This window comes from Pseudobutyrivibrio sp. (genome assembly GCF_017471675.1).
Taxonomy (GTDB): domain Bacteria; phylum Bacillota; class Clostridia; order Lachnospirales; family Lachnospiraceae; genus Pseudobutyrivibrio.
In genome coordinates this window covers 1-11300 of record NZ_JAFUSK010000020.1, presented here as the reverse complement: position 1 = coordinate 11300, position 11300 = coordinate 1, and the positions used below count along the sequence as shown (strand labels likewise).

General features: G+C 40.4%; 11 protein-coding genes. 5 read left to right on the top strand and 6 right to left on the bottom strand.

Annotation, left to right across the window (positions count from 1 at the left end; translation table 11 throughout):
- The first annotated feature begins 77 nt into the window (after nucleotides 1–77).
- Nucleotides 78–809 carry a lysophospholipid acyltransferase family protein gene (locus tag IJ535_RS03000; protein WP_294295623.1) on the top strand — a complete coding sequence of 244 codons (732 nt, stop codon included), beginning with the start codon at nucleotides 78–80 and terminating at the stop codon, nucleotides 807–809.
- On the opposite strand, the gene IJ535_RS02995 is transcribed toward IJ535_RS03000, so the two are convergent.
- From IJ535_RS02995 to hpf, 4 genes are all read right to left on the bottom strand, one after another.
- Entirely contained in the window at nucleotides 796–2175 is a 1380-nt protein-coding gene (locus tag IJ535_RS02995; RefSeq protein WP_294298676.1) for a UDP-N-acetylmuramoyl-tripeptide--D-alanyl-D-alanine ligase, read from the bottom strand. The two genes, IJ535_RS03000 and IJ535_RS02995, sit on opposite strands and share 14 nt — an antisense overlap.
- A gap of 28 nt (nucleotides 2176–2203) precedes the next feature.
- Nucleotides 2204–3247: a D-alanine--D-alanine ligase family protein gene (locus IJ535_RS02990; protein WP_294298673.1), complete on the bottom strand. Its 1044-nt coding sequence runs from the start codon at nucleotides 3245–3247 to the stop codon at nucleotides 2204–2206.
- A 78-nt stretch (nucleotides 3248–3325) separates the two neighbouring features.
- A complete protein-coding gene (locus tag IJ535_RS02985) occupies nucleotides 3326–4300 on the bottom strand; it encodes a helix-turn-helix domain-containing protein (RefSeq protein ID WP_294298671.1) in 975 nt (324 codons plus the stop codon).
- Nucleotides 4301–4392: 92 nt separating this feature from the next.
- Nucleotides 4393–4926 carry a ribosome hibernation-promoting factor, HPF/YfiA family gene (gene hpf / locus IJ535_RS02980; RefSeq protein ID WP_294295619.1) on the bottom strand — a complete coding sequence of 178 codons (534 nt, stop codon included), beginning with the start codon at nucleotides 4924–4926 and terminating at the stop codon, nucleotides 4393–4395.
- Nucleotides 4927–5148: 222 nt separating this feature from the next.
- Between hpf and ymfI the strand changes: the two genes are divergently transcribed.
- On the top strand, nucleotides 5149–5880 hold the full coding sequence (gene ymfI, locus IJ535_RS02975) for an elongation factor P 5-aminopentanone reductase (RefSeq protein WP_294298669.1): 732 nt from the start codon (nucleotides 5149–5151) through the stop codon (nucleotides 5878–5880).
- Between the two features lie 641 nt (nucleotides 5881–6521).
- Here the strand turns inward: ymfI and IJ535_RS02970 are convergent.
- Both IJ535_RS02970 and IJ535_RS02965 read right to left on the bottom strand, forming a co-directional pair.
- Nucleotides 6522–7118, bottom strand: a complete 597-nt coding sequence (locus IJ535_RS02970) for an Hpt domain-containing protein (RefSeq protein WP_294298667.1) — start codon at nucleotides 7116–7118, stop codon at nucleotides 6522–6524.
- Nucleotides 7119–7209: 91 nt separating this feature from the next.
- The gene (locus tag IJ535_RS02965) at nucleotides 7210–8175 is read right to left on the bottom strand and encodes a helix-turn-helix transcriptional regulator (RefSeq protein ID WP_294298664.1); all 966 of its coding nucleotides are present in this window, start codon (nucleotides 8173–8175) and stop codon (nucleotides 7210–7212) included.
- 93 nt (nucleotides 8176–8268) lie between these two features.
- Between IJ535_RS02965 and IJ535_RS02960 the strand changes: the two genes are divergently transcribed.
- From IJ535_RS02960 to IJ535_RS02950, 3 genes are all read left to right on the top strand, one after another.
- The gene (locus IJ535_RS02960; protein WP_294298660.1) at nucleotides 8269–9648 is read left to right on the top strand and encodes a hypothetical protein; all 1380 of its coding nucleotides are present in this window, start codon (nucleotides 8269–8271) and stop codon (nucleotides 9646–9648) included.
- 1 nt (nucleotide 9649) lies between these two features.
- Nucleotides 9650–10939, top strand: a complete 1290-nt coding sequence (gene murD, locus IJ535_RS02955; RefSeq protein WP_294298659.1) for a UDP-N-acetylmuramoyl-L-alanine--D-glutamate ligase — start codon at nucleotides 9650–9652, stop codon at nucleotides 10937–10939.
- 71 nt (nucleotides 10940–11010) lie between these two features.
- Complete coding sequence (locus tag IJ535_RS02950) at nucleotides 11011–11271, top strand: hypothetical protein (RefSeq protein WP_294298654.1); 261 nt, start codon at nucleotides 11011–11013, stop codon at nucleotides 11269–11271.
- Nucleotides 11272–11300 lie beyond the last annotated feature (29 nt).

Here is an 11300-nt window from a genome sequence, read left to right as displayed (position 1 = left end):
ATTGCTAAAACCTTTGCACTACCTTATAATAAAACTGTTCAGAATTTACTGAATTAACGTTATATTTGGAGGATAATATGTTAAGAACTATCATTACTGTAACATTTGTTGTTATTTTTCTGATTATTAGTATACCTATCTGGCTTATACTACTGATAATTGGACTGTTTAATAAAAGATTAAAGGATGTTATGGCGTACAATATTGTAGCCTGGGCATTTGGTGTTGTGGCATTCCTTGGTGGCGCCAGATATGAAGTACATGGATATGAGAATGTTCCAAAGGATAAGGCCGTACTTTTCATCGGTAATCACCAGAGCTTTTTCGATGTAGTCCTTGGTTATCATCTTTGCCCTGCAGTTACAGGCTTTATGTCAAAAAAGACCTTCGAAAAGGTCCCTTTGTTAAACGTTTGGATGAAAATGAATTACTGCCTGTTCCTTACACGTACTGATCCAAGACAGGATTTAAAGCTTATTATTAAAGCACAGGATTTCATCAAGGCTGGTATTTCAATGTTTATCTTCCCTGAGGGAACCCGTTCTAAGACTGGGGAAATGGCAGATTTCCATGAAGCTTCATTTAAAATTGCAACCAAGACTGGCTGCCCTATCGTACCAGTGGCGTTTACAAACACCCGTGAGGTTTTCGAAACACATTTCCCTAAGCTTAAGAAGACACGAGTAATCGTAACCTTCTGTCCACCAGTTGATCCTACATCACTTGAGGGGGATAATAAAAAACACCTCGGAGTTTATGTCCGAGGTATTATAGCAAATCAGCTTGAAGCAGATTCTAAGCTAATCTAGTCTTAAGAGCCTCCACTACATGGCTAAAGTTCATGAAGTGTGAGGCTTTTACTAATATAGTATCTCCGCCTCTGATTATTGGTAATAAATCTACAAGCATTTCGTCCACTGTCTTATAGTGATGTGCCATACATGAGCTGTTGGTGTTTGACAGCGATTTATTGATTTCTTCTGAAAGCTCACCTACCGTAAATACGTAGCCTATATGATTATCCTCAAGAGCGGTACCAATTTCATAGTGAAGCTTGCGCTCATCCTCACCAAGCTCTCCCATATCTCCAAGGACAGCGATAGAACGTCCTGCTGCCTTGCCAAGGACTTCGATTGAAGCCTTCATTGATACTGGGTTTGCATTATAGCAATCGTCTATAATTGTAATATCACGAATCTTAATTAGATTATTTCTTCCAGAGATTGTCTCAGCTCTATTAAGACCATCGGCGATTTCCTTGTTAGTAAGACCAAGTGTATGTCCAACAGCTGTTGCCGCAAGGGCATTCATTACATTGTGAGCCCCAGGAAGTGGGATGGTAACATCAAAACTTTCGCCAAATGCTGTGATTGTAGCAGATGTTTCAGACAAGCCAATTGGCTGCACATCCCTTGCATTAACCTGCTGATTATTCATTCCGTAGAATATCTTTTTCAAGCCAAGAGTATCGGCATCTATCAGCTTATCATCGTCGCCATTAAGAATGACAAGACCATCTGATGGCATGTGTTCAAACACTTCTGTCTTTGCTTTTAAGATTCCATCACGAGATTTTAAGAATTCCAAATGACACTGACCGATGTTGGTCATTACAACAATATCAGGCTTTGCAATATCACCAAGGCGGTGCATCTCTCCAAAATCAGAGATTCCCATTTCAACAACAGCTACCTGATGCTCATCCTTGATTCTACAGATGGTAAGGGGCAAGCCTATTTCGTTATTGAAGTTACCCTCTGTCTTAAGGACATTGAACTTAGTAGAAAGCACTGATGTAATCATTTCCTTAGTGCTGGTTTTTCCAACTGAACCGATTACACCAACCACAGGTATGGTAAGCTCCATTCGATATGCTGTTGCAATCTGCTTAAGTGCAAGCTTGGAGTCCTTAACCAGGATATAAGGACCCACTGGATTTACAAGCTCTCGCTCTGATAAAGTGGCAAGTGCTCCATCCTTAAATGCTCCTTCGATGAAATCGTGACCGTCTACTCTGGCACCTACCATAGGTATAAACAGATAGTCCTTTTCAACCTTACGATTGTCATTTACAGCACCCTGTATTTCCTTTTTTTCAGCCCCCTCAAATCCCTCAGGTACAAACAACTTTCCATCTGTTACCTTTGCGATTTTTTCAAGTGTCATGTTCTTCATATATATCTCTCTTACTTCTAACTAATTGCTAATTGTACTTCTTCAAAGAAACATTTATTAAATGCTCACACAAATCCTCGAAATTCATTCCTGTTACAGCTGCCTCCTGTGGAAGTAAGCTGGTAGGAGTCATTCCTGGAAGTGTGTTTGCCTCTAGACAATATACATTTTCATCAGCATCCATCATAAAATCCATTCTGGCATAAGTGGTAAGACCAAGTGCCTTAAACGCCATCTCGGCATACTTTTGCATATCCGCAGTTGCCTTAGCGCTGATTTCGGCTGGGCAGGTTTCTACTGCTGAGCCTGCTGCATATTTGTTCTTGTAATCATAAAATCCCTGCTTTGGTGCAATTTCGATAACAGGAAGAGCCTTGCCCTCGATTACTCCATCAGAGAATTCTCGTCCACTAATAAACTGCTCGATAACAACCTCATCTTCCCACTCAAATGCCGCATCAAGGGCAGCTTCAAGCTCGCTTGCACAATTAACTATTGTTACGCCGATAGATGAACCACCGCAATTTGGCTTAACGATGCAAGGATATTTGTCAAATGTAAAGCCTGCACGCGCCCCCTTTGTAAGTGATATTCCTGCTGGTGTTGGAACCCCTGCTCTATCAAGGACATCCTTTGTCATCTGCTTAGACATGGCAACGGCGCTGGAAACATAATCGTTACCTGTGTATTTGATTCCATATAAATCAAATGCTGCCTGAACCTTGCCGCTTTCTCCATCGCCACCGTGAAGAGCCATAAATACTATGTCGGCCTTCTGGCAAATCTTTATTACATTAGGGCCAAAGAAGCTAGGACTCTTGTCAGGACGGCTTGCAATAATCGCTGGAATATCAGGAGCTTCTGTAGGTATTGATTCTACCTTGACAGAATTCTTAACGCTGTCCTCAAAAATATCTGTTATATCACATTCCTTATCGGAGTATCCCATGAACACATCAAGCACTAATGCTCTGTGTCCTCTTGCACGAAGTGCCTCTGCCACCATAGCGCCAGATTTAAAGGAAACATCACGCTCTGAGCTAAGACCTCCGGCCAAAACTACTATATCCATAATAAAACCTCTTTTATAAATTTAAAAAACATTCATTGGTTAATATAGTATTTTTCTTGAAAAATTACAATAGTTCATCTACCCCATTTGTTTCAATCTGTATTCCTTAAGCATGTGAGCCATTAAATTTTCGGTAGCAATTAAAAATTTATCAATCATTTCCACACCATTATTATCTCCGTTTACCTGACATATTTCCGCCTGGAGACAAAGTGACCGATAAATTATTCTTGTATCTGCCATGGAAATATATTCTCCAAAAATAAAAGTAAGACATTCATTTACCCTACCGTAATCCTTTCTTGCCATAAAAAGCCTGGCCATTACTTCGGAGATTTCAATAAATCTTTCCTTTATTTTAGGACTATCTACATATCCTTTATTGTTGAGCAAGCCTTTAAATATAATCTCAGCATTTTTATCATCCCCCAATGCCATATGCGTTTTGGCTATTATAAAAAACAATTCATATTCTATATCTGTAATCTTAACATTTGGGATATCCTCATATCTGGGTATTTTTCTTCTTAGTTCAAATATGCCTATAGCTTCATCTAAAAATTGTTCTAATGGCAAACCATTTCTTCTAGAATGTACCAAATGTGCCAATACAAAATACTGCTTATCTATTTCATCACAGGAATCATAATTAATCATCTCCCATTCCTTCACTTCATCCTTAGCTTTTCGTTGTTTCTTTTTCCCTTTAATCCTATCAGACAGATCATCTTTTGATTCCATATAAGCCAGTAATGTATTAAGCTTATTTTCTATATCTTCACAACGACCATTTTTTATAGCTTTTAGAAGCTCTTGCCTTGCTTGTTTAAAACGAAATATTTTTTCCATGGTAATTTCATCGTAAGCCATGCCAAATCCTTCAAAGATTTCATTTAGCTTATCAAACAGTTTTTTCCCAACAAGCTCATCCCCATTTTCGATTCGCGAAATTGTAGGCAATGCACAATTAGCCATTAAAGAAACATCTAACTGAGTAAGATTTTTCTGTTTCCTTAACCACTTCATGTAACTTCCAAAGCTTTTCAAATCCATAAAAATACCTCCTACTCGTGTAATCGTTATTTCCTTGATTATACAAGTAGGAGGTTAATATTCTTTGTCTATTCTGTTTTTAAATTTTAAACTTAGAACTCTGGTTCAATCAATCCATAAGCTCCATTTTTTCTCTTGTAAACTACGTTAATCTCATCGGTATCTGCATTGCGGAACATGAAGAAATCATGTCCTAGCATTTCCATTTCAAGGCAGGCATCCTCAGCATACATAGGCTTCATATCAAATGTCTTCTTACGGATAATCTGGATTTTCTCCTCATCTGCATCCTTTTCTTCAATGAAATCCTGTGCGAAGATAGTGCGTGAATCTGACTGCTTTCTATCGATGATTTTGTTTCTGTGCTTTTTAAGCTGTGCCTCTAGTGTATTAGTAACTGCTTCGATTGAAGCGTACATGTCTGATGTGGTTTCCTCAGCTCTAAGATAAGAGCCCTTCATAGGAATTGTAACCTCGATTTTTTGACGTCCTTTCTCAACGTCCAGTGTGATTATAGCCTCTGTGTCCTTATTGAAGTATTTGTCTAACTTCTTGAAACGCTCCTCCACAGCGTCCTTTAATCCTGCTGTTAATTCAATGTTCTTTCCTGTGATTGTTGTTTTCATGATGTCTACCACCTTTGCGACGTATTTGAAAAACTATAGAGCAGATTAGCTACTTTTGCTAATTTTATATTTGCCAGGAAGTTTTTCATGTAAAAATTATACCAATACTCTGTTCTTTTCACAAGGCTTTTATCTGAAATCTTTCTTAAATAATTATTAATTGTGTATACAACAGGCTTCCTGCAACTATGTTATAATAGCTATCAAAGGAAGGTACATACAATGAAAAAGACTGCAATTATAACTGGAGCAAGTAGAGGAATTGGCAGAGCTTGTGCCGAGGCGCTTGCTAAGGAGGGCTACCACCTTGCTCTGTTTTGTCACAACAATATAGATATGCTTAACGACTTCGCAGCAACACTGCGCAAGGATTACAAAATAGAAGTTTACACCTATGCCGGTGACATTGCTGACAGTGGATTCACTATTCCCGCCTGCGAGGATGCCATAGAAAAGCTAGGTCAGGTAGATGTCCTTATTAACAATGCAGGCATCGCTCACATCGGCCTACTTACAGATATGTCCTTAGATGAGTGGGATGAGATGATAGGCACTAACCTATCCCCACTTTTTTACACTGCAAAGGCGGTAGTACCTGCCATGGTACACGCCAAATCAGGCAACATTATCAACATCAGCTCCATGTGGGGCACCGTAGGTGCCAGCTGTGAAGTAGCCTATTCTGCTGCAAAGGGTGGCGTCAACTCCTTCACTAAGGCATTAGGCAAGGAGCTTGCCCTAAGTGGCATAGCCGTAAACGCCATTGCCTGCGGCGTAGTTGACACCGACATGAACGGAATGCTATCAACAGAAGAAAAGCAAGAGCTCTCCGACGAAATCCCGGCTGGCCGCTTCTGCACCCCAGCCGAAATCGCTGAGACAGCCCTTTCCATAATAAAAGCCCCATCCTACATGACAGGGCAAATAATCGGAGTGGACGGCGGCTACATCTAAGCCACGCTACTATCCAATTCGCCCTCAACTTTGTTTGTCATGGCCCGCCCATAGGCCCCACACCCTCACACATGGGAACACAATCACAGATTTTAGATTATCTTAATGTGAAATCTTGCATCTTTATTAGTAGGTGTTCTTACAAAGTTTTACAATTCTATCGGCAAAATATGCTGAGAGCGGACATATACTAAACTTAAAGAGCATGTGTATTAGCAGGATTACCCCCTATTACTTTTTGCTATTACATTCGCTAATAAAAATTAAAAAAGCAGGTTTTGAATATATAGCCACCGTGGCACATTCGACATCGTGTCTCAAGTGTCCACTTGCGCCGCCGTCCTAGCGGCGCATGCCTATATATACAAAACCTGCTTTTTATTTTTCTAAGCTCACTCCAAAGCAAAAAGTAATAGGGGGTAATCCCGCTAAGACACATGCTTGTAGACCTACAAATATGTCCGCTCTCTACACACATTACCTTCGAATTGTAAAAGCTTAGTAAGTACACCTACAGATGCAAGATTACTCACATTAAGATAATCTACAAATCTGCTCAAATGATATTCCCCTGTGTGAGGGTGTGGGGCCTATGGGCGGGTCATGTTCCTACTATAAATATGGACGGATTGAATAGTAGCTTAGCTCCCCATAAGGATTTTTTGCATTTCCTCCCACTCTAATTTATGAAAATGGTTTTTAAAAATTGTGATTTGCTTTTGATCTTCTTCAGGGAGCTGATAGGTGTTAAGCTCTTCGAGAATCATTTCCACGGCGCTGTAGTCCATGGTAGGGCATACTTCCTTTAGAGCAGCGTAAGCATCGATAAGCTCATCACGAGTGATGGGCTTTTTGACAGCTGCGAGGCGCTGTTTTTCTGTCATATAGCCTTCTAACTTTTGGCAATAGCTTCTGAATAACGAAAGAAAATCTTCTATATTAGCAGCTATAAATGCTGTATTTCCTGACTTGCCAGCCATTTCAAGGTCCAAAGCGTCACTTGCAAGTTCTGTAGCCCCAATCATTCTGGCTGATGTTTTAAGTGCGTGTACCTTGATTGTAAATAGCTCGATATTTCCCTGATTATAAGCCTCTTCAATAAGCGCGGCATTTTCCTCGATATCATGGTAGAAGGATTCTAGGAATTTGTCGAAGTCTTTAAGACTTCCGCAATACTGTAACCCATCCATAAGGGATATGCCATCCACTTTGGAGAGTTCTATCTTATTAATATTCATACTTAACTCCACTTTAAAAACACGTGTATTCTACTACCATAATTAAGGAAATTCAATCATTTTTTTAACAACACAAAATCCCCTTCGTTCCTTACAACTCAAGTATTTTCTGTAAGTATAATTTGAATTTTTGCTCCTCATCCTCTGGGAAGCATATAGTAGCACCAATACCAGTGAGCCAGCCATATAGCTGAGGTGATACAGCAACAGATATTCTAGCCTTTACATAAGTCTCGCCATCTGGTCTAGCATCGATTTCCTTACCGAATTTGTCCAGCACAACTCCAATTAACTTCTTATCAAACCTAATGGTAACCACCCTCTCGTCACCAGAGAACATGCTAATGTGCTGTTTGGCATATTCATGTGGGTTGAGAGCATCGCGTTCTTTGGCACCAGCGCGCTCATCAGGTGTCATTGCAGCTGATATCATTTTATCCACGCGGTAATGTCTGATTTGTTTACTGTCATCATCAAAGGCTACCAGGTAATAGTTTTCATCGTTTCGTAGCAAAAATGCCGGGCTTACAATGTATGTCTTGCCGCCATGCCTTGGCTTCATTTCCTTGGTAAGGGTCCACTCCTGGTATTTGAAAGACATCTTCCTATCATTATCCAGGCACTGATAGATAACATCGATGGTGTAAAAGATTTTTTCATTACCTGCTGGGGCTTTCTCTGGAACTACCACCTGACGGCTTAGCTGAGTGGCATCATCTATGCTAGCAAGACTTGTTATCTTATCCACAAGCTCCTTGGTTTTCTTGCTGGATATAAACTTAGATGCACCAACTGCATCCACAAGAAGCTTTAGCTCTGCCAGCTCAAACACACGGCTGGCGATATAATAGCCCTTTTCTCCTTTGACCACATCAATGCCTGCATCCATAAGGGTATCCATATCCTTGTAGACAGTCTTTCTTTCCGCTGGAATGTCCCTTGCCTTCAGGCGTTTGGTCATTTCGATGGCATTTATTTGATGCTTCTCATCGCTTTCACTCATGAGAATCTGATATTCATTTAATATCTTAAGCTTTTGTCCCCCAACGTGTGGCATGGTTTTACCTCTCTACTATTTTTACTTAAGGTTTTTTGTGATATAATTCTTATTTGATTATAAGTTAATTTTTTAATGATTTAAAGGAATTATATGAGTAGACAAGATTTTTATAAAAAATGTAGAGTAGATTATCCCACATTTACATATCAGGGATATTCTTACGATTTAGATAATAAGGGAATCAGCATGACTTTTGATTTTGCCATCGATGGTCTGGCTGAATTTCACCCTACATGGTTTATTCCACGCATCCATAAGATAGCTGATTTGGATGAAAACCTTATTGATGAAATGGTATTTTCCCTTGGTATGGTGGAGCTTATCAGCTATTGGAAGATTGCATGCCCACCTACAGTTATCATCAAGGATAGAGCTCTTTCTGATGAACAGATTAGCTGGTGGAAGAAGCTTTACTGGGGCGGTCTTGGAGAATTCTATTACACCAATGGCATTGAAGAAACCCTAGATAACTTCATGATAATCAAGTGTGAATCAGATAATCCTAGCAATCCACCTAAGTTTGTAACTGATAATGCCATTAAAGCAGGTCAGCTTCCTAAGGTAATGGTGCCTGTTGGGGGCGGCAAGGATTCCGTGGTTTCCATCGAGCTTCTTAAGGATAAGGCAGATGTTAACTGCTACGTAATCAATTCCCGTGGTGCAACTGATGCCACTGTGGAGGTTGGAGAGCTTACTGATAAGACCATTTATGCTAAGCGTACCCTTGATAAGAACATGCTTGATTTAAACGCCAAGGGATTTCTTAATGGTCACACACCATTTTCTGCTTTGGTTGCATTCTCAAGCATTATTGCAGGATATATTAACGGCCTTAGCTTCGTGGCGCTTTCAAACGAATCCAGCGCCAACGAATCTACTGTTGCAGACAGCTATGTAAACCATCAGTATTCTAAGTCTTACGAATTTGAAGAAGATTTCAGATATTACGAGCGCACTTTTATCGGAAGCGGTGTTTACTATTTCAGCTTCCTTCGCCCACTTGCAGAGCTTCAGATTGCCATGCTTTTCTCACAGTTTAAGAAATATCATGGCGTGTTCAAAAGCTGTAATGTAGGCAGCAAGCAGGATATTTGGTGCGGACATTGCCCTAAGTGCCTGTTTGTTTATATCATCCTTTCTCCATTCCTTACACTAGAGGAGCTAGATAACATCTTTGGAAAGAGATTGTTCGAGGATGAGACACTGATGGAAGATTTCGACAAGCTTTGTGGAATCCTTCCTGAAAAGCCATTTGAATGTGTAGGCAGCCGTGATGAGGTTAACGCTTCTATCGTTGAATCAATTCGTATATACGATAATAAGGGAATCGAACTTCCAGTACTTCTTAGCCATTACAAGGAAGTTAAGCCAGTGGCAGGTGAGGATTTTACAGCTATCGTAAATGCGTATTCACATGAACATGGTTTAAATGAATACTTTGAAAATATTATTAAGGACGCTTTGAAATAAAATGAAAGAAACAATTAGAAATCTAGTAAAAGATAAAAAGGTATTAATTTTAGGATTTGGTCGCGAAGGACAATCAAGCTTTCGCCTTATATCATCTGTAGGAGGTTACAGCTGTCTGGACATAGCTGATGCTAACGCCGTAAGCTCTGACCTTACAGCTATGCACAATGTAATCACTGGCGCCAACTATTTAGATTGCCTGGATGATTATGATGTAGTATTAAAAAGCCCTGGCATCGTGCTTCCTAAGGATATTAAGGAATACAAGTGCCACATTACCTGCCAGGCTGATTTGTTCCTTATGGTATATGGGGCCCAGACAATCGGTATCACCGGTACTAAGGGCAAGTCCACAACTTCTTCACTTTTATATCATATACTTAAAACATGCGGCAAGGATGTGCTATTCGGTGGTAACATTGGTCTTCCTATTTTTGATATTACAGATCAGATTCACCCACGCACTATTATCGTGTTTGAGCTTTCCTGCCATCAGCTTGAATATGCTCACTATTCGCCATCCAAGGCCATCCTTCTAAACCTTTACGAGGATCACCTTGACCATTATGGCACTGTTGAAAAATACTGGAACGCTAAGAAGAACATATACAGAAACCAGGGCTACTGCGATTTTCTATTCTGCAATCCTGATTTCTTACCTACACCAGGCGAGTGCAAGGCTGCTGTTATCAAGGTTAAAGCTGCAGACCTTCCATTCAAATCATTTGAAGATATAGATGGTGTTACTCTTCGCGGTACACACAACCTTTTCAACACAGCTTTTGTATATGATGTGTGCAGAAGATACGATATCACCGATGAAGAATTTATAGAAGCTCTTGCAAGTTTCAAAACACTTGCTCATCGCCTTCAGTTCATCGGTAAGAAGGACGATGTTGATTACTACGACGATTCCATCTCTACCACAGTAGAATCTGCCATCAGCGCAGTTCGTGCCATCCCTAATGCTGGCACCCTGCTACTTGGGGGCATGGACAGAGGAATCGATTACGACCCATTAGTAGAATTCTTGCCTACCACCAGATTAGAGCACATTATCCTAATGTACGACAGTGGTAAGGTTATTTTAGATAAACTTAAGGCTACTGCAAACGAGGATTTCATGAGTAGAGTTACTTATATTGAAGAGCTTGCTGATGCCTGCACATTTGCAGTAGAAAATGCAACTAAAGGAACCGCCGTTATATTGTCACCTGCCGCAGCCAGCTACGGCCATTTCAAAAACTTCGAACAACGCGGCGACTTCTTCAAGGAACATGTAGGATTATAGGCTTCTCCCCTAATAGGGGAGAAGCTGTCAGCGTAGCTGACTGATGAGGGGTATCCCCGGAGGATTAAACTATGCCAAGACTAAACCTAAATCCAGAAGGTCCAATCACCCGCCACTGCTCTAAGTGCGGCTGTCGAATCCCTATCAGCTCCGCCTACGACCAGTGCAAGGAATGCATGAAAAATGAACTCTTTCCAAAAGTGAAAGAGTTCATTCTAAATAACTATGACGTTAACGAAGTAATGGTTGCTGAGGAGTTTGGCATCGACACCAGCCTCATCCACGAATGGGTTCGAGAGGGACATCTTGAGTACAAGAAAAGCAGCCTATAGTATCCAATATTTTAAAAATGACAAAATTT

Excerpts from the sequence above, each read along its gene's own strand:
- IJ535_RS03000 (WP_294295623.1), top strand. The coding sequence starts at position 78 with ATGTTAAGAACTATCATTACTGTAACATTTGTTGTTATTTTTCTGATT.
- IJ535_RS02995 (WP_294298676.1), bottom strand. The coding sequence starts at position 2,175 with ATGAAGAACATGACACTTGAAAAAATCGCAAAGGTAACAGATGGAAAG.
- IJ535_RS02990 (WP_294298673.1), bottom strand. The coding sequence starts at position 3,247 with ATGGATATAGTAGTTTTGGCCGGAGGTCTTAGCTCAGAGCGTGATGTT.
- IJ535_RS02985 (WP_294298671.1), bottom strand. The coding sequence starts at position 4,300 with ATGGATTTGAAAAGCTTTGGAAGTTACATGAAGTGGTTAAGGAAACAG.
- hpf (WP_294295619.1), bottom strand. The coding sequence starts at position 4,926 with ATGAAAACAACAATCACAGGAAAGAACATTGAATTAACAGCAGGATTA.
- ymfI (WP_294298669.1), top strand. The coding sequence starts at position 5,149 with ATGAAAAAGACTGCAATTATAACTGGAGCAAGTAGAGGAATTGGCAGA.
- IJ535_RS02970 (WP_294298667.1), bottom strand. The coding sequence starts at position 7,118 with ATGAATATTAATAAGATAGAACTCTCCAAAGTGGATGGCATATCCCTT.
- IJ535_RS02965 (WP_294298664.1), bottom strand. The coding sequence starts at position 8,175 with ATGCCACACGTTGGGGGACAAAAGCTTAAGATATTAAATGAATATCAG.
- IJ535_RS02960 (WP_294298660.1), top strand. The coding sequence starts at position 8,269 with ATGAGTAGACAAGATTTTTATAAAAAATGTAGAGTAGATTATCCCACA.
- murD (WP_294298659.1), top strand. The coding sequence starts at position 9,650 with ATGAAAGAAACAATTAGAAATCTAGTAAAAGATAAAAAGGTATTAATT.
- IJ535_RS02950 (WP_294298654.1), top strand. The coding sequence starts at position 11,011 with ATGCCAAGACTAAACCTAAATCCAGAAGGTCCAATCACCCGCCACTGC.